Consider the following 17,397-nt stretch of genomic DNA (forward strand, 5'->3'; position numbering starts at 1 on the left):
GTTCTCCCCTTCCTAGGAGACGGCGCCCGGGTCCGCTGCCCAGGTGTTGCACTCGGACGCCTTGTTCGACTTGTAACCGCGGTCCACCCAGCTCGCGTTGTTCTGCGGTGTGCCGTGGTCCTTCGTCGGATAGATGTCGTAGTCACCCCGGTTGCCCGCGTCGGTCAGGGCCACCCGGATCACCTCGATCGGAATCGCTCCGTGCGACAACGGGGCCAGCGACATGCCTCCGAAGCACGTCGCCTGCAGCTCCATCCGGCGGTTCAGGTCGAGGCCCTTCGGAGTATCCCACCCTCCCGCGTCGTACTGCGCGCGGTCCGAGGCTTTGAGCATCCCGGTGAGCCACTGGAGGTGGTGGCCGTACTCGTGGGCGAGCTGACCCAGGTACTTGCCGGGGTGGTTCGGGTTGTTCGGGTTGCGCTCGGCGGCGTAGGCGTTCGCCGTCCAGTAGATGCCGCCCTGGCAGTACCGAGCCGTCTGGTCCGGACGGACCGTGCCGCACGGGTACTGCGCCGTCTCCGTGATGACGTGCAGCTCGACGGGCTGGTACGGGAGGTTCGCGGCCTGCAGCGCCGGCTTCCACATGTTCTCGATGCACGGCAGCGCGGCGCGCAGGAAGCGGTCCTGCCCGGCCGGCGAGTAGTCCATCGGCGGCAGCGCGCAGCCGGAGATCGTGTTCGCGCCGAAGCCCGGCTTGAGGAACGGGTGGTCCGCCAGCGCGTAGACGGCCTTCGGACCGGCCGGGGTCGCCGGGGCGGACGGGGTGCGCGACGCCGACGGACGCGGCGCGCTCGTCGTCGTCGCGGGCTCCTCGGTCGTGGTCGGGACGGTGAACGTCGGGCTGTACGTCGTGTAGTTCGAGTAGCCCGCGTCCTCCACCTTCTTGCTCAGGGTCGCCGCGAACACGCCGACCGCGGCGAGACCGAGGATCACGACGCCGCCCAGGATCAGGGCGATCATCGGGCCGTTGCTCTTGCGGCGCGGCGGCATTGGCGGGTACGGGCCGTAACCGGGACCCCAGGCGGGGTGCGGCGGCGGCATGACCGGCCCGTGCGGCGGAGGTGGGCCGTAGTAGCCGGGCGGCGGGCCCTGCGGCGGCATGCCGTAGGGAGGGGGTGGGCCTGGGGGCGGACGCTGCCCGAGCGGTGCGGGCATCGGTGGCGGGCCGACCGGGCGCGGCGGCGGCCAGTTGCCCGGCGGCGGTGGTTGCGTCATCGCCTGAGGTCCCCCCAATGGTCATCCTGGGTCGGGTACGAGCATAGGCGGACCGAGATCACGTGTCCCCCGACCGGGCTAACGCGAACCGTCCACGTACTTGAGACGCGCGGGCCGGGGGATCGGTTCACGAGACGTCCGCGGGCGTCGCCGCCCAGGTGTTGCACGCGCTGATCTTGTTCTGCTTGTGGCCGTGCATCACCCAGCGGTCGTTGTTGGGCGCACTGCCGTGGTCCGGCCTGCGGTTGTAGTCACCGCGCTTGCCCGCGTCGCTCAGGCCGGTGTTCACGACCTCCATCGGGACGACGTTCCTGTGCGAGAACGGCGCCAGCGTCATCCCGCCCAGACACGTGGCCTGCAACTCCAGCCTGCGGTTGAGCTCCAGCCCCCTGGGCGTGTCGAAGCCGCCGACGTCGTACTGGGCCTGGTCTGCGGCGCGGAGCATGCCGGTGAGCCACTGGATGTGGTGGCCGTACTCGTGGCTGAGCTGCCCGAGGTAGACGCCGGGGTGCCGGACCGTCGAGCCGCCCTCGTTCGCGTAGAAGGTGCCGGGCCAGTAGATGACGCCCCTGCAGAACATCGCCGTCGTGTTGTTCTGCCGCGACCCGCACGGCGTCTGCGTCGTGCCCGTGAACACCTGCAGCTCGGCCGGTTGGTACGGCAGGTTGGCGGCCTTGAGCGCCGGCTGCCACGCCTTCTCGATGCACGGCAACGCCGCTTCGAGGAACCTGCGTTCGCCCGCCGGGCTGTATTCCATCTGCGGCAACGGGCACGCGTCGAAGTCGTTCGCGCCGATGCCCGTGGTGAAGATCGGGTGGTCGGCGAGCTTGTAGATCGCCTTCGGGCCCACCGGGGTCTGCTGGGTGCTCGTCGTACGACTCGACGTGGGGCGGGTGGTCGTGGTGGTGGCGGTCGTCGTCGTGGTCGTCGGGGCGGTGAAGGTCGGGCTGTAGGTCGTGTAGTTCGAGTAGCCCGTGTCCTTGACCTTGTTGCTCATGGCCGCCGCGAAGACGCCCACCGCGCCCAGGCCGAGGATCACCACGCCGCCCAGGACCAGGGCCAGGACCGGGCCGCTGCTGCTCCGGCGTGGCGGGGCCATCGGGTAGGGCGGGGGTGCGAACGCGCCGGGGTGCTGGTGGCCGTGGCCCCACATCGGTTGGGGCGGGGGCATGACCGGCCGCGGTGGTGGGAGCGGGGCACGGCCGGGTGGCGGGCCATAGGGCGGTGGTGCGCCATAGGGAGCTGACGGAGGCGGAGGTCCCATCGGCGGCCGGCCTGCGGGAGGCGGTCCCATCGGCGGAGGTCCGTACGGCGGCGGACCCGCGGGCGGCGGTCCCATCGGCGGACGCGCCCCACCCGGCGGTCCCTGAACCGGCCGCGGACCCGTCGGCGGCCCGTACGGCTGCCCCGCGGGCAGGGGCGGTGGGCCTTGCGGCGGACGCTGCCCCAACGGCACGCGCACAGGCGGCGGACCCACCGGGCGCGGCGGCGGCCGATACCCAGGTGGCGGTGGTTGCGTCATCGCCGAAGATCCCCCAGATGGCGTCTGTTCGAAAGTCCGCCGGAGCATATGAGGACTCCGCTATTGTCCGCAGCCGTGTTGAAGAACTGGGGTGCGGCGATCTTCGTCGCCGTCGCGCTGACGTCCGTCACGTCTCTCGGGACGGCTGCCGGCGCGCTCGCGCAGCCGCTTCCCGGCACCGTCAGCACCGAGGTGCGGATGAAGCTGGAGCGCGACGCCCGGCTGTCCGTCACCGAGACCGTCCAGGTGCCCGAGGGCAAGACGGTCAAGCGGACCGTCCCCTTGCGACTCGCCGTCGGCAACGACCTGGAGCGCCAGTACCGCGTCACCGACGCGAAGGTCGAGGGCAAGGGCGGTGTCACGTCCAACGACGACGTCTTCACCGTCAGCCTCGAAGGCACCTCCACGCTGACCTACACGGTCGTCGGCGCCGTCGCCCCCGTCGGTGACGTGCTGGAGGTCCGCTGGCAGGTCGCGGGCGGCTGGGACGCCGAACTGGACAGGGTCGCCGTCTCCTTCTCGGCACCGGACTCGCCGACGTCGGTCAACTGCCTCGCGGGGCCGGTCGGGTCCTCGCAGCCGTGCACCAGCGCCGACCTCGCGGACGGCAAGGGCGTGCGGGCGCAGGAGATCAAGCTCGGCGCCGGTGAACGCGTCGACGTCGCGATCGGACTGTCCGCCGGGGTCGTGCCGCCCAACGCCGTCGTGGTCGAGCAGTCGGGTCTCGCCGCCGCGTTCGCGCTGACGCCGGTCAGCGGTGCCGCGCTCGGCGGGCTGCTGGTGCTGCTGCTCGGCGGTGTCGTGCTGCTCTGGTACCTGCGCGGCCGGGACGCGAGGGCGCTCGCGAGCGAGGTCGGCGCGGTGTCCGTGCTGGTCCGCGACGGCAACGACCGGGTCGCGTTCGCCTCGCCCGACGGCGTGCTGCCGGGCCAGGTCGGCACGGTCGTCGACGAGCACGTGGACGTCGTCGACGTGACCGCCACGGTCATCGACCTGGCCGTCCGCAACTACCTGTGGATCACCGAGGTCGAAGGCCGCGACTGGCGGATCGTGCGCCGCAACCCGGTGGACGACTCGCTGTCCGGCTACGAGAAGGCCGTCTGCGAAGCCCTGCTGCCCCAGGGGGTGGACGCGGTCAGCGTGTCCGAGCTGCGCGGCCGGCAGATCGACCTCGCGCACGTCCGCGACCGGCTCTACGCCGACGTCGTCGAGAAGCGCTGGTTCGTGCGCCGCCCGGACGCCGAGCGGAACCTGTTCTGGTGGGTGGGAATCGCGGTCGCGGTGCTCGGCGTGGCCGCCACGGTCGTGCTGGCGCTGACGGTCGGCAACGCGCTGTTCGGGCTCGTCGTCGCGGTCGCCGGGATCGCGCTCGCGTTGGGCGCGCGGTCGATGCCCGCCCGCACCAAGCGCGGCAGCGAGCTGCTCGAACACGTCCGCGGCCTGCGCGGCTACCTCGCCGGGGTGACGCCGGACGACGTGCCCGAGGCCGACCGCGAGCTCGTGTTCTCCCGGTCGCTGCCCTACGCCGTGGTGCTCGGCGAGACCGAGCGCTGGCTCTCCACGTTCGGCCGGCAGGACCTCTACTGGTACGGCAACGCGAGCGACTTCCGGCGCAGCTTCCCGGCGTTCCTCGGGGCCCTCGACGGCGTGCTCGCCCAGGCGGGCCACCTGCGATCGCTTCGGACGCCGAACCCGTAGGCTTGCCGCATGGCCTCACCCGAACTGCACAGGTTCACGTTGCCCAACGGCCTGCGGGTGGTGCTCGCCCCCGACGCCGGCGCTCCGGTCGTCGGCGTCAGCGTGCACTACGACGTCGGCTTCCGATCCGAGCCGGAGGGGCGCACCGGGTTCGCGCACCTCTTCGAGCACCTGATGTTCCAGGGCAGCGAGAGCCTGGAGAAGCTGGCCCACTTCCGGCACGTGCAGTCGTCGGGCGGCACGTTCAACGGGTCCACGCACCCCGACTACACCGACTACTACCAGGTGCTGCCGAGCGCGGCGCTGGAGCGGGCGCTGTTCCTCGAGGCGGACCGCATGCGCGCGCCGAAGCTCACCGAGGAGAACCTCCGCAACCAGATCGACGTGGTGAAGGAGGAGATCCGGCTCAACGTGCTGAACCGCCCGTACGGCGGGTTCCCCTGGATCCTCCTGCCCGCGGTGCTGTTCAAGACGTTCGCCAACGCGCACAACGGCTACGGCGACTTCGTCGACCTGGAGAGCGCGACGGTCGACGACTGCGCCGAGTTCTTCGACACCTACTACAGCCCGGCGAACGCGGTGCTGACGGTGGCGGGCGACCTCGACGTCGAGACCACGAAGACGTTGGTGGAGAAGCACTTCGGCGACGTGCCCGCGCGGCCGAAGCCCGAGCGCCCCTCGTTCGCCGAGCCCGGCCCACAGGGTGAGGTGCGGCACGAGCACGGCGACGCGCTGGCCCCGCTGCCCGCGATCGCGATCGGCTACCGCGTGCCGGACCCGACCACGGACATCGACGGCTACCTGTCGTACCTGGTGCTCGCCGGCGTGCTCGCGGACGGCGACGGCTCGCGCCTGCAGCAGCGCCTCGTGCACCAGGAGGGCATCGTGATCGACCTGAACGCCGGCTGCGGCCTGTTCGGTCCGCTCGAGGCCCGCGACCCCGACACGTTCAGCATCACCGCGATCCACGCGGCCGAGGTCCCCGCCGAGCAGGTCGTCGCGGCCATCGACGAGGAACTGCAGAAGCTCGCGCAGGAACCGCCGACGGCCGAGGAGCTCGCGAAGGTCACCGCCCGCTGGGCGTCGACCATGCACAAGGAGCACGACCGGCTCACGAACCGCACGCTGGGCCTCGGCTCGGCGGAGCTGCTGTTCGGCCGCGCCGAGCTGATCTACGAACTCCCCGAGCGGATCGCCTCGGTGACCGTCGACGAGGTGTCCGCCGCGGCCAAGGCGCTGCGTCCCGACTCCCGCGCCCTTCTCTTCGTCAAGCCCACCGGAGGATCTCAGTGACCGTTTCGACTTCCTCTCCGGGGAACAAGACCCACCGGTCGGCTGAAGAGATCGGCCGCACCGAGACGGGCCCGCGTCCGCTGCCGGAGCTGGGCTCGCAGAAGACGGCCGCCGAGCTGTCCACTGTGGACACCACGCTGCCCAGCGGCCTGCGGGTGATCGCGGTCCGCCGCGCCACCGTGCCGATGGTCGAGGTGCGGCTGCGCGTCCCGTTCGCGGACCCGGCCGGCACCAGCGTCGGCTCCCAGCACTCCGCGGTGGCCGAGATCCTCGCGAACACCGTGCTCACGGGCACGGAGAAGCGTTCGCGCGTGCAGATCGACACCGAGCTCGCGCTGGTCGGCGGCGAGCTCGACGCCGTCGTCGACCCGGAGCGCCTGAGCTTCACCGGCAACGCCCTGGCCACCGGCCTCGGCACCGTGCTGGAGGTGCTCGCGGACGTCCTGACGAACGCGTCGTACCCGGCCGACGAGGTGGAGCGCGAGCGCACCCGTCTCGTCGAGCGCATCACGATCGCCCGCTCGCAGCCGAGCGTCATCGCGCGCGAGGCGCTGCAGAAGGTGCTGTACGGCGACCACCCGTACGCGAAGGAGATGCCGGAGGCCGACGAGGTCGCCGCCGTCAGCCGCGAAGACGTGGTGGCGTTGCACGGCAAGGCACTGCTGCCGCGCGGCTCGGTCCTGGTCGTCGTCGGCGACGTCGAGCCGGCCGACGCCGTGGCGCAGATCGGTGAGGCGCTGGCCGCGTGGCAGGGCGACGGTGAGGCCGTCCAGCTGCCGCCGCTGCCGCAGGTGTCCGGCGGCGACGTGGTGCTGGTGCACCGCGCCGGTGCCGTGCAGTCGCAGATCCGCCTCGCGGCACAGGCGATCCCACGCACCGACGAGCGCTACCCCGCGCTGCAGCTCGCGAACCTGGTCTACGGCGGGTTCTTCTCGTCGCGCCTGGTCGAGAACATCCGCGAGGACAAGGGTTACACCTACAGCGCGCGCTCGCACCCCGAGTTCACGGTGCACGGCGCGACGCTGCTGGTCGACGCGGACACGGCGTCCGACGTGACGGCGGCGGCGCTGCTGGAGACCCGCTACGAACTGGCGCGCCTCGGTCTCGTGCCGCCGTCGGAGTCCGAAGTGGACACCGCACGCAGCTACGCGGTCGGCACGCTGCTCACCAGCACGTCCTCGCAGGGCGGTCTGGCGTCGTTCCTGGTGAACCTCGTCGGTCTGGGCCTCGGCCTCGACTGGCTGGTCGCGCACCCGCAGCGCCTGGCGGCCGTCACGACGGAGCAGGTGGCCGCGGCCGCGCTGGAGTTCTTCGCGCCGGGCAACTTCACCGGCGTGCTCGTCGGCGACGCCGAGCAGCTCAAGCCGAAGCTCTCGGCGTTGGGTGGGGTCTCGTTCCAGTGAGTTTCGATCTAGTCGGTCTGCCCGCGCTGTCGCGGTCCACGATCGACCGGTGCGAGCCGTTGCGCGGCGACGAGGAGAAGCTCGCCGCGCTCTGGCCCAAGGCCCGGATGATCGTCGTGGACACGCGCGGCCGCACCCTGGTCGCCGATCGCGGCACGCGGCTGGCCGACCGGCCGGCGCTCGAGTTCGGCGACCAGCCGCCCGTGAACGCCGTCCTGCTCGGTGAGCAGGACGGCGTGGCCTGGTTCGCCGTGCTGATGCCCGCGCAGGACGGGGAAGCAGTCCCGGCCAGCCGGGCGTGGGGCCCGCCGGAGCTCACGGACGAGCCGCAGTGGCTCGACCTGCGGCAGGCCGGCGCGACCCTGGACGACACGTCGGCCGGACTCTTCACGACGGCCGCCGCGTTGTTCCAGTGGCACCGGCTCGGCAAGTACTGCGCCAAGTGCGGCGCCAGGACGGTGCTGGAGAAGTCCGGCTGGACGTCGGTCTGCTCCGGGTGCGAACGCGAGGAGTACCCGCGCACCGACGCGGCGGTGATCTGCCTCGTGCACGACGGCGCGGAGCAGGTGCTCGTCGCGCGCGGGCCGGAGTGGCCGGAGGGCAGGTTCTCCGTGCTGGCCGGGTTCGTCGAGGCCGGCGAGTCGCTGGAGGCCTGCGTGGCGCGCGAGGTCTCCGAGGAGGTCGGCATCGCCGTGCGGGACATCCGCTACCTCGGGTCCCAGCCGTGGCCGTTCCCGCGGTCGCTCATGATCGGGTTCGAGGCCGTGGCCGACCCCGCCGAGCCGTTGCGGCTCGCCGAGGGGGAGATCGCGGAGGCCAAGTGGGTGTCGCGGGCCGACGTGCGCAAGGCGATCGAGGAACCGGGCAGCGTGCCGGGGCTCGGGCTCGCCGGTGGCGCGTCGATCGCGTTCCGGATGCTGCAGAGCTGGTCGGCCCAGGGTTAGGTCCTGTCCTCACGGCTGCCGGTGCCCTGGACCATCGCGGAGATCCGTGACCTGACCTCGGGCAGGTCGAGCTGCTCGACGTCAGCCCGTCCGAGGTCACACGGCTGGTGATCGCCGTGCTCACGCCCCTAGAGGAGTGACGGCAGCAGGTGCTCCTCGGTGACCATCAGGCCGGTCGTGGCCATGGTGTCCGCCAGGTCCGGGTCCCAGCTCGCGGTCTCCGGGCGGCTGTTCAGCGTCGGCAGCTCCACGCCGCGCGCGATCGACGTGGCGACGGCCTCGCGGTAGTCGGCCGCGGACATCCGCCACGCCGTCCCGCCGGTCCACGCGAGGACCTCGTTCACCGTGCGGATGCCGTCGGGCGTGAAGTCGTTGTGGCATCGGACCGTCCTGCCGTCGAGGTGGTGCCGGGCCTGGGGCGTGAGGCCGTCCGGGAGCACCATCAACGGGCCGGGCACACCGGACTCGAGCAGGCGCGGTGACCGGACGACGGTGATCTCCCGCGCTGCCAGCGAGTCGTTGAGCGTGAGGTAGCCCTCCGACGTGAGAACGGGGCTGCTGTAGGCGTCCGGGAGGACACCGGCGCGCTCCCAGTCCACCCCGGCCAGCCGCAGGGCCTTGCCGACGACGCGGGTCAACGGGCGGCCGTCGTCGAGATCGTTGCCCGCCAAGGCGAACCGCGTGGTCCACTGCCTCGGTTCGGGGCTGAGCCGGGCGAGGATCGCCGCGGCCTGGTTCGCGATCATCGGCAGCGCGGGCTGCGGGATCTTGCCGTACCGGCGGACGTGCTCGATCCACTCCGCGGCCCACGGGCGCGAGAGCAGGCCGTGCTCGCGCAACGCGAACTTCAGCACGGCGTCCGCGGTCGACGACTCCTGCGCCGTCGACATCCCGAGCGGCTTGCCGTGCACCGACTCCAGCACCTCGGGCAACGAGCTGCCGTGCGCGCGGATGTGTTCGTCCAGGCGTGCCAGCGAGATCTGCCGGCGGGCCGGGTGGGCGATCGGCTTGCGCAGCAGCTCGCCGAGGACGGTGGCGGTGCTCGCGTCCTCGACGCGGAAGCTGAACGCGGAGCGGCCGCCGCCCTCCGCCGTCTCGCGGGCGAGGCGCCAGAACTCCGCGAGCTCGGGACGGTCGTACTCGGTCACGACCCCAACTTAGGCCTTGACAGAACGACGCCGTGAGCGGACCGTACCTAACCATGAGCGTTCTGCCTAATCGTGATAGGCAAGCCGAACGGCGTGAGGCGACTCGCCGGGAGATCGTCGACGCCGCGTGGGAGATAGCGCGCCGCGACGGGCTGGGTGCGGTGACGTTGCGCGAGGTCGCGGCCATGATCGGCATGCGGTCGCCGTCGCTGTACTCGCACTTCGACTCGAAGAACGCCATCTACGACGCGATGTTCGGGCAGGGCTGGACCCTCTACCTCGCCGAGATGCGGGAACGCCGGCTGCCCGCGGCGCCACGGGAGGCGGTGCTCGCGATCGCCGAGCACTTCTTCGCGTTCTCGCTCGCCGACCCCGCCCGCTACCAGCTGCTCAACCAGCACGCCATCCCCGGCTTCACGCCCTCCGAGGCCGCCTACGCGCCGTCGGTCGAGGTCATCGGCCTGCTGCACGAGACCATGCGCGGCCTCGGCGTCACCGACACGGCGGACGTCGACCTGTTCCTCGCTCTGTGCGGTGGCCTGCTCGACCGGCAGCTCGCGAACGAGCCCGGCGGGGACCGGTGGCTGCGCCAGCTGCCGCGCGTGATCGACATGTTCGCCGACGACATCGGCCTGCCCGGCCCGTCCCTGAGGAGTTCCAGATGACCGCCGCCCTCGCCACCAGACCCCGCACGTCCGCACTCGACCGCGACGTCGCGTTGCGGCTGGCCAAGACCGAGTACGACCGCGTCGCCGCACTGCTCGCCGGTCTGTCCGAACAGGACTGGGGCGCCCCCACGGACTGCCCCGCCTGGGACGTCCGCGAGATGGCCGCGCACCTGCTCGGGATGGCCGAGATGTCCGCGTCGATCCGCGAGAGCATGCGGCAGGTCAAGGCCGCCCAGGCGCGCGGCGGAGTGTTCATCGACGAGCTGACGGACCTGCAGGTGTTCGAGCGGGCGGACATGCCCGCCGCCACCATCGCCGCCCGCTACGCCGAGGTGGCGCCGAAGGCCGTGAGGACGCGCCGGCGCATGCCGTGGTTCGTGCGCAGGCAGAAGATGCCGGCGGCGCAGACGGTCAACGGGCGCCAGGAGACGTGGACGCTCGGGTTCCTGTCCGACGTGATCATGACCCGCGACCCGTGGATGCACCGCACCGACATCGCCCGGGCCACCGGCGCGCCCATGGTGCTGACGGCCGAGCACGACGGCGTGCTGGTCGACGACGTCGTGCGGGAGTGGCTCGAACGGCTCGGCCGCCCGGTCAGGTTGCGGCTGACCGGGCCCGCGGGTGGCGTCTGGGGCGAGAGCGGTCCGGAGCTGGAGCTCGACGCGGTCGAGTTCTGCCGCGCGCTCGCCGGCCGGGGGACCGCCCCGCTGGACACCGAGGTGCCGTTCTAGGGGTCGATCCGGTCCAGCGCCGCGCCGTCCCACGTGGTCTGCGTGCACGCGACGCCCCGGCCGTTCTTCGGCCGCAGCACGTCGAAGATGTGCATGCGCGGGATCTTGTCCGACACGCCCCACCCGGACGGCCAGGTGATCACCCAGTCCATGTCGAGGTCGACCAGCAGTCCCAGCATGCGCGCGATGGTCGGGTCGTCGAGGCGTTCGAAGGCCTCGTCGAGCAGCACCAGGCGCAGCGGGTCGAACTCGTCGCTGACCGCGTCGTAGAAGCTCGCCGCGGCCGCGAACAGCGTCACGTACGAGATCAGCCGGGTCTCGCCGGACGACAGCTGCTTGAGCCGCCGTTCGCGCGGGTTGCCGTCCGGGCCCGTGTCCGCGACGGTCACCGTGAACTGGTGCCACGTCCGGTAGTCGAGCGCCCGCGACAGGATCTCGGCGTAGCCACCGGAGTGCGTGTCGCGCTCGTTCTCGATCCGCTCGGTGAAGACGCGCCGCAGCGTCGCGTCCTGCTCGGGTGTGCGTTCGCCGAACGGCAGCCGTACCAGCGCAAGCGCTTGCCGCGTGGCGTCGTCCAGCGCGCTCGACGACTTCCAGGCCAGCTTGACGTGCACGCCCTGGCTCGACCGGGCCTGGCCGAGCACCTCGTTCATGCGCTTGGTCAGGTCCTCGGCGACGGTGATCTGACCGCGCAGCCACTCGGCCAGGTCGCGGATCAGGTAGTCGGCGAAGATCCCCTGGTACTGCTCGTCGAGGAACCCGCGCTGCTCGGCCAGCCTCGTCGTCACCTGGCGGGCGGCGACGGCGACGGGCTTCGCGCCCTCCTCACCGGTCACGGTGACGGTGAGCAGGCCCGCGTGCTGTTCGGCGGCGATGTCGTGGCTGCCCGCGAGCGACGTCTGCAACGCCTGCAGCTTCGCGATCACGGTCGCCTCGGTGCCGCCGCGGCGGTCCGGGGTCTCCGCGATCGCCTGGCGGACGGTGGTCTCCAGGGCGGCACCCGTGGGCTGCGCACCCTCCTGCCTCGCGGCGTCCTCGGCCATGTCCGGGAACGCCGCCACGACCAGGCCCGGCGCGCGGACCGTCGCGGTGAAGTTCGCCGTCGCGCGGCCCAGCGCCTCCTCGGACTCCGTCACCTGCGTGGAGTTGGTCTCCAGCAACGCTTCCAGCTTCGCCGCCTGCTCACGCGCGGTCGTGATGCTCTCGCGCACGCCCTTCAGGTCCTCGCGCATCTTCTTGCGCGACCTCTCCAGCGACGTGAGCTGCTCGCTGATCTCCTTGGCCTCCCCGCCGACCGCGTCGGTCAGCTCGGCCAGCGTCCCGGCCTGGGCCGCGTGGTCGACGCAGCGGGTGTCGGCGTCGGCCTCCGCGGTCTGCCGGTCGGCGACGGCCTCGTGGTAGCGGTGCGAGGCGTCGGTGAGGTCGGAGATCGTGCCCTGACAACGCCTCTTGACGGCGTCCCCGAGCAGCTCGGCGGTCCGCCGGGCCTCCGCCGCGGCCGCCTGGGCCTGGCGCAGCGCCTCGGTGTCGGACGACAGGTCGGCGTCGCCCGCCTGCCGGGTCAGCTCGCTGCGGGCCGCCTCCAGCCGGGAGTTGGCGTCCTCCAGGGCTTCCCGCAGTTCGAACGTCCGCTGCTGCGACCGCGCGGCCGACTCCTCGGCGGCCTGGACGCGGCTGTGCTTCGCGATCAGCTCACCGTCGCCGGGGAACGCCGCGAGGTGCGCCTCCCACGTGGCGACGTGCTCGTGGGCGCGGGCCAGCTCGTCCTCGGCGGAGCCGAGCCGGTCGCGCAGCTCGGCCAGTTCCTCTTCCAGGGCACCGATCCGGCGGCCACGGGCGGCTTCCCGTGCGCCCGCGCCGATGAACTCGGCCTCGGGCTTGGTCCAGCGGCCCGTCAGCACACCGGTGCGCCAGTCGCCGGTCGTCGTCATGTCGTCCAGCGACACGGCCTTGAGCAGGTCGGCGACGAACGCCTCCGGCACCGGCGAGCCCTCGACCGCGGGCACCAGGTAGTCGGCCAGCGTCCGGCCGTCGACCGCGGGCCTCGGGACGGCCAGGACGTCGCTCAGGTCGGCGTCGCCCGGGGTCACCCAGGCGTCGAGCAACCCGCTGGCCTGCAACGCCGCCTCGAGCCCCGCGCGTTCGTCGTCGGTCAGCACCGGCACGAAGTCGACCAGGCGGTAGAAGGGCGCGCCGACGGCGGTGTCGCGGTCGGCCGACGTGTACTGACCCGGCACCGGCACGCGCTCGTTGCCCGAACGCAGGCCGACGAGCTCCTCGTCCAGCGCGTCGAGCCTGGTGCGCAGGTCGGCGCGCTGCTGGGTGAACGCGTGCGCGGCGTCGCGGGCCGTCTGCACGAGCGGCCCGGCCCACTCGCGGGCGGTGGTGCCCAACGCCTTGGCGGCGGCCGGGTCCGCGGTCTGCGGCAGCCTCAACGCCTCGTCGGGGCGTTCGTCGAGCAGCGGGCCGCTCGACGTCCACACCTCGACCTGCTCCAGCCAGGCCTGCACGACCTCGGCCAGCTCCTGCATCTCCTGGTTGCGCATCGACGTCGACTCGGTCGCGCCGAGCTGAGCGTCGCGGGCCTTCTGCCGCAACGACTCCACCTCGCGCTGCTGCGAGTCCAGCGCCAGCGCCTGCTCGTGCAGGGCCAGTGCCAGCGCACCCCGCTGGCGCGCGAGGGAAGCGATGCCGGAGGTCTGGTCGATCACCGACGTCAGCGCGGTCAGCACGTCCTCGGTCGCGGCGGCGGGCGGCACGCGGCGCTCGATCGGCAGCGGCCCGGCCTCGGGGTCCGGCTTGGCGCGCACGGACGCCGTGGTCACCGTGGCCTCGGCGGCCGGGACCTGCGGGACGTCCGGCGCGAGGTCCGGGTCCATGCCCGCGAGACGCAGGTTCTCCCGCAACGGGTCGCTCAGCGCGTCGGCCGCCTGGAGGTCCTCCGCGAGGCGCTTGAGCAGCCGCAGCACGGCGTCGACGGCCGCGTCCTCCTGGGCGCGCTGGCGGTGGGCCGTCTCTAGAGCGGCGACCGCGGAGGAACGCTTCTCCGCCACCAGGTTCTCGCGGGTCTTCAGGTCCTGGAGATCGCGGAACGCCGGCAGCTCCTTCAGCGCCGCGATGGTCTCCTCGGCCTGCTGCTCGCCGGTCTCCATGTCGGTCAGCGCCTGCTCGGACGCCGCCCGCTCCATCCGCGTGAGGTCCAGCTCCTGCGCGAGCTTCGACTGCTCGCGCCGCAGCTTCGTCACGGACTTCTCGGCGGACTCCAGCCGTTCGGAGGCGCTTCGAAGCCCGCCGAACGCGTAGTCGCTGTAGGTCTTGAGGAACGTGCCCAGCGCACTGTCCGCGGAGGACAGTCGCACGATGTTCTCGCGGATCGACTCCAGGTCATCGAACGACGTCGCGAGCTGCTCGACCATCGCCTGGTCCAGCGGCGGCAGCGCGTCGCTGAGGATCTGTTCGAGCTGGCCCTCCAGCACCTTCAGGCCGACGTCCGGGTTGCGCAGCGTCCGCTGCAGGTGCAGCAGGTCGCCGTACCGCGCCGCGGGCACGCCGTAGACGGTCTCGGCGATCTTCGCGCGGAACGCCGGCTCCTCGAACATGCAGTCCGCGCCGATGAGGTCCCGCAGCTGGGCCGGGCCGTGCGGCACGCGTTCGGCGCCCGCGAGCTGCAGTTCCGTGCCCACGCGCATCGGCGTGACGAACCGCCACGAGTCCGTGATGGCCTGCGAGGTCTTCGACGCCTTCACGCCCAGACCGCACGTCAGGTACTCGTTGCCGCTGTGGTCGGCGGCCTCGCGGATCAGCTCGACCCAGGTGTAGCCGATGCGGTTCGGGCCGCCGTCGTAGTCGTCCAGCATGAGGCGCCGCAGGCTGACCGTGTCGAAACCCTTGGAACCGACCTGGCGCAGGTCGCCGTCGAGGCACAGCGGCAGCAGCAGCTCGAGCGTGCGGGACTTGCCGGAACCGTTGGTGCCCTGGAAGATCGCGCGGCCACCGGAGAAGTCGAACGTCTGCTCGGTGTACTGCCAGATGTTGACCACGCCGCCGCGGTGCAGCCGCCACCTGCTCATGAAGCGTTCTCCTCGTCGAACAGGGACCAGCTCGGTACTTCTTGCACCACAACGGGTTCGGATGGTTGTTCTCGTTCCGGGTCGCCGTCGGGGGACGGCAGCCAGCGGTGCGCGGCCGCGCTGACCGACCACGCGCCGTCTTCGGTCCTGGCCGCCAACCCCATGCGGCGCAACAGTTCCGTCACCTCGGCGACCAACCTGTCCAGGTCGTCGGTGAACTGCTTCGACCACGCCGCGGGGTAGTCCTCGACCAGCCCGGCGCAGACCTCGCGCAGGCGTTCGGGTGTGACGACGTACCTGGCCGGCGCGTCCTCGTCCTCGCTGTCGATCAAGTCTGGCAGAGCCAGCAGCGTGATCCGCGCGACGGTCGAGACACCGGGGAACGACAGGTCGGTCAGGAAGTCCTCGGGGTCGGCGGCGAGCACGCCCTCGACCCGGCACTCGGTGTGCAGGCCGAAGGCCTGCTCCAGCAACGCCGTCTCCTTGCGCTGGTTGCGGCGCAGCCAGTCCGCCTGTTCGTCCGGCAGGTCCGCGTAGAGCACCAGCGGCGTCTCGACGAGGCGGCGCCGCACGGCGTGCTCGACGCCGCGCGGACCGGGGCGCGCGGCCAGCTCGACGAGGTGGGCCGGGTCCTGCGCCTCGCCGACCGGGCCCGTGACGAGCTGGCCGAGCAGGTCGGTGTCGATCGTGATCAGCGCCTCCTGGGGCAGCACGTCCTGCGCGACCGAGCCTTCGGTCTCGTGCAGCACGCCGAGGGAGACGAGGTGCCGGAGCGCGGCGGTGAGCGCACGCCGTTCGGAGATGTCGTCGGGTGCGTCGATGCCGGCTTCGGCCGCGGCGGAACGGATGTCGGCTACGAGCCGGGACAGCAGGGTCTGGCGGCCGACACCGGTCAGCACCGCGAGCGTGAGGGCCAGGTACGCGTAACCGCGCGGGGACATGCTGAGAACGCCGCGGGTGTCGTCGTTGCCGGGACCGGACTTGTAGAGGCGCGCGAACCGGCGTTCCACGACGAGCCGGTAGCCGAGCAGGCCCGCGAACAGGTCCTGCAGCGTCGCGCGGTGCCGGTAGACGAGGCTCAGCAGCTCACCGTCCGGGCCGTCGGAACGCAGCAAGGGCCTGCGCAGCAACGTTCGCGCGCACCGCACCACGTTGGCGGCGTCGATGTCGGAGAGGTTGTCCAAGTGGTTCATCGCTTCAGTGCCACCGTCGCGTCGTGCAGGGTGAGCGTCCCGGCGGCCGACCTGATCTGGGTAGTCGTGCCGTGGGCGATCTCGAGTTTGAGGCCGCGCACGGGGTCGCTGGCCGATCCGCTGTCGTTGGGGGAGTCGCGCTGGGCCATCGCGAGCGTCAGCAGCTCGCAGAAGACCTCCAACGCGCCGTGCGTGAGCGTCGTGTTCTCCAGGTTCCCGGCGGCCTTCGTCAGCTCGGCGACGTGCCGCGCGCGGATCTCGTCCGCCTCCCGGGCCTCCGCCAGCAGCGACTGCTCGGTCATCGGGTCGTCGAGGATCCTCGACGGCCTGCCGCGGCCACCCCGGTCGCCTCGGGTCCGGACGCTCACCGTGACGTCGCAGACCGGGCCGTCGCGCCATGCAGTGCGCTCGTTGTCCGAGTCGTGCTCGGGAGCGGGGGAGAGGTGCCGCGCGCTGTAGAGACCGAACGCGGAGGCGTAGATCTCGTGCGCCTCCTCGCGGGTCGAGCTGTCGAACCAGCGCGCGAGCTTCAGCAGTTCGGCACGGCGGCCGGGGAGGAGCCCGCCACCGGACGTCGCGCGCTTCACGCTCGCCAGGAGGCTGCCGATGGCACGGGCCGTGGCCTCACGGAGCGCCGTGACCTGCGACGGACGGCCTGGGCGGTCGACGAACCAGTCCGTCAGCTCCTGCCAGTCCTCGGGCGTGCGACCGCGGGCGCGTTCGACGTTCTGGCCGAGGTCGGTGCCGAGGAGGCGCAGGAGCTCGGTGCGGGCCTTGGTGAGCCCGGCGAGGGCCGTCGCGATCGGGGGCGTGAACTTGAGGACGTCCTCGACGACCCGCTGGATGTACTCGACCAGCAGGTTCCGGAAGCCCGCGATCTCCTCGGGCGCGAGGTGGTTCCGCGTGACGACCTGGCCGAGGTAGGCGTAGAAGTCGCGGACCGTCGCCGCGAGCTCGGCGTGCTGCAGGAACAGCGTGGTGACGCGTTCGGCCAGCAGCTCCTTGGTCTTGTCGCCCTCGTTGAGCAGGGCGACGCTCAGCGACCCGCCCAGCTCGTTGAGGCCGCGTTCGATGGCGGGGAGCAGCTCGCGGGAGACCTCGCGGGCGCCCTCGGGGACCCGCAGCAGCTCGTCGACGTCGCGCTGGACGCGGACGGCGAGCTTGGAGACCTGGTAGCGGACGCTGCCGTGCTGGAACTCGGCGATGCTGGCCGCGACGACCTCGCGCCGTCCCTGCACCAGGTTGCCCCACTCGACCAGCTGCTTGAGGCGGTTGATGACGTTCTCGATGCGGCTCTCGCCCTGCTCGACCCGGCCCTCGCGCTCCTGCCCCGCCAGCGCTCCGGCGACCTCTCCCGCGGACAGGTCGGCGAGCAGCGTGGAGGTGAACAGCCGCATGATCGCCAGGTACGTGCGCTGATGGTCGCGCGCGTCCAGATAGGCGTACAACTTCAGCCGCTTGTGCTCCACGACCGGCCACCCTAATGCGCGCGCCCGTCCGATGCGGCGC

General features: G+C 72.0%; 12 protein-coding genes. 6 read left to right on the forward strand and 6 right to left on the reverse strand.

What is annotated here, in order from left to right; all coding sequences use genetic code 11:
• Positions 1 to 12 precede the first annotated feature (12 nt).
• Complete coding sequence (locus tag ACWF7A_RS17550; RefSeq protein ID WP_452251474.1) at positions 13 to 1,215, reverse strand: neutral zinc metallopeptidase; 1,203 nt, start codon at positions 1,213 to 1,215, stop codon at positions 13 to 15.
• A gap of 127 nt (positions 1,216 to 1,342) precedes the next feature.
• On the reverse strand, positions 1,343 to 2,386 hold the full coding sequence (locus ACWF7A_RS17555; RefSeq protein ID WP_452251475.1) for a neutral zinc metallopeptidase: 1,044 nt from the start codon (positions 2,384 to 2,386) through the stop codon (positions 1,343 to 1,345).
• Between the two features lie 426 nt (positions 2,387 to 2,812).
• On the opposite strand from ACWF7A_RS17555, the gene ACWF7A_RS17560 reads away from it, so the two are divergent.
• From ACWF7A_RS17560 to nudC, 4 genes are read left to right on the forward strand one after another with little or no spacing between them, the layout of a single operon-like run.
• The gene (locus ACWF7A_RS17560) at positions 2,813 to 4,435 is read left to right on the forward strand and encodes a DUF2207 domain-containing protein (protein ID WP_452251476.1); all 1,623 of its coding nucleotides are present in this window, start codon (positions 2,813 to 2,815) and stop codon (positions 4,433 to 4,435) included.
• A gap of 9 nt (positions 4,436 to 4,444) precedes the next feature.
• On the forward strand, positions 4,445 to 5,728 hold the full coding sequence (locus ACWF7A_RS17565) for a M16 family metallopeptidase (protein WP_452251477.1): 1,284 nt from the start codon (positions 4,445 to 4,447) through the stop codon (positions 5,726 to 5,728).
• Positions 5,725 to 7,131, forward strand: a complete 1,407-nt coding sequence (locus ACWF7A_RS17570; RefSeq protein WP_452251478.1) for a M16 family metallopeptidase — start codon at positions 5,725 to 5,727, stop codon at positions 7,129 to 7,131. Before ACWF7A_RS17565 ends, ACWF7A_RS17570 begins: the two co-directional genes overlap by 4 nt.
• On the forward strand, positions 7,128 to 8,075 hold the full coding sequence (gene nudC, locus ACWF7A_RS17575) for an NAD(+) diphosphatase (protein WP_452251479.1): 948 nt from the start codon (positions 7,128 to 7,130) through the stop codon (positions 8,073 to 8,075). The genes ACWF7A_RS17570 and nudC overlap by 4 nt, the downstream gene beginning before the upstream one ends.
• A 128-nt stretch (positions 8,076 to 8,203) precedes the next feature.
• On the opposite strand, the gene ACWF7A_RS17580 is transcribed toward nudC, so the two are convergent.
• A complete protein-coding gene (locus ACWF7A_RS17580) occupies positions 8,204 to 9,223 on the reverse strand; it encodes a DUF2399 domain-containing protein (protein ID WP_452251480.1) in 1,020 nt (339 codons plus the stop codon).
• Positions 9,224 to 9,276: 53 nt separating this feature from the next.
• Here ACWF7A_RS17580 and ACWF7A_RS17585 point away from each other — a divergent pair, with 53 nt between their 5' ends.
• Together ACWF7A_RS17585 and ACWF7A_RS17590 are read left to right on the forward strand one after the other, a co-directional pair.
• Entirely contained in the window at positions 9,277 to 9,888 is a 612-nt protein-coding gene (locus ACWF7A_RS17585; protein WP_452251481.1) for a TetR/AcrR family transcriptional regulator, read from the forward strand.
• Positions 9,885 to 10,625, forward strand: a complete 741-nt coding sequence (locus tag ACWF7A_RS17590; RefSeq protein WP_452251482.1) for a maleylpyruvate isomerase family mycothiol-dependent enzyme — start codon at positions 9,885 to 9,887, stop codon at positions 10,623 to 10,625. The genes ACWF7A_RS17585 and ACWF7A_RS17590 overlap by 4 nt, the downstream gene beginning before the upstream one ends.
• On the opposite strand, the gene ACWF7A_RS17595 is transcribed toward ACWF7A_RS17590, so the two are convergent.
• The 3 genes from ACWF7A_RS17595 to ACWF7A_RS17605 are packed head-to-tail and all read right to left on the reverse strand — an operon-like array spanning position 10,622 to position 17,357.
• On the reverse strand, positions 10,622 to 14,695 hold the full coding sequence (locus ACWF7A_RS17595; RefSeq protein WP_452251483.1) for a TIGR02680 family protein: 4,074 nt from the start codon (positions 14,693 to 14,695) through the stop codon (positions 10,622 to 10,624). The two genes, ACWF7A_RS17590 and ACWF7A_RS17595, sit on opposite strands and share 4 nt — an antisense overlap.
• A complete protein-coding gene (locus tag ACWF7A_RS17600) occupies positions 14,692 to 15,888 on the reverse strand; it encodes a TIGR02678 family protein (RefSeq protein ID WP_452251484.1) in 1,197 nt (398 codons plus the stop codon). The genes ACWF7A_RS17595 and ACWF7A_RS17600 overlap by 4 nt, the downstream gene beginning before the upstream one ends.
• Positions 15,885 to 17,357 carry a DUF2397 domain-containing protein gene (locus ACWF7A_RS17605; protein ID WP_452251485.1) on the reverse strand — a complete coding sequence of 491 codons (1,473 nt, stop codon included), beginning with the start codon at positions 17,355 to 17,357 and terminating at the stop codon, positions 15,885 to 15,887. Before ACWF7A_RS17605 ends, ACWF7A_RS17600 begins: the two co-directional genes overlap by 4 nt.
• Between the last annotated feature and the right edge of the window lie 40 nt (positions 17,358 to 17,397).

This window comes from Lentzea sp. NPDC055074 (assembly GCF_053608005.1).

Bases quoted from the DNA above. Each gene is read 5' to 3' on its own strand.
- ACWF7A_RS17550 (WP_452251474.1), bottom strand. From the start codon at position 1,215: ATGACGCAACCACCGCCGCCGGGCAACTGGCCGCCGCCGCGCCCGGTC.
- ACWF7A_RS17555 (WP_452251475.1), bottom strand. From the start codon at position 2,386: ATGCCCCCGCCCCAACCGATGTGGGGCCACGGCCACCAGCACCCCGGC.
- ACWF7A_RS17565 (WP_452251477.1), top strand. From the start codon at position 4,445: ATGGCCTCACCCGAACTGCACAGGTTCACGTTGCCCAACGGCCTGCGG.
- ACWF7A_RS17585 (WP_452251481.1), top strand. From the start codon at position 9,277: ATGAGCGTTCTGCCTAATCGTGATAGGCAAGCCGAACGGCGTGAGGCG.
- ACWF7A_RS17590 (WP_452251482.1), top strand. From the start codon at position 9,885: ATGACCGCCGCCCTCGCCACCAGACCCCGCACGTCCGCACTCGACCGC.
- ACWF7A_RS17595 (WP_452251483.1), bottom strand. From the start codon at position 14,695: ATGAGCAGGTGGCGGCTGCACCGCGGCGGCGTGGTCAACATCTGGCAG.
- ACWF7A_RS17600 (WP_452251484.1), bottom strand. From the start codon at position 15,888: ATGAACCACTTGGACAACCTCTCCGACATCGACGCCGCCAACGTGGTG.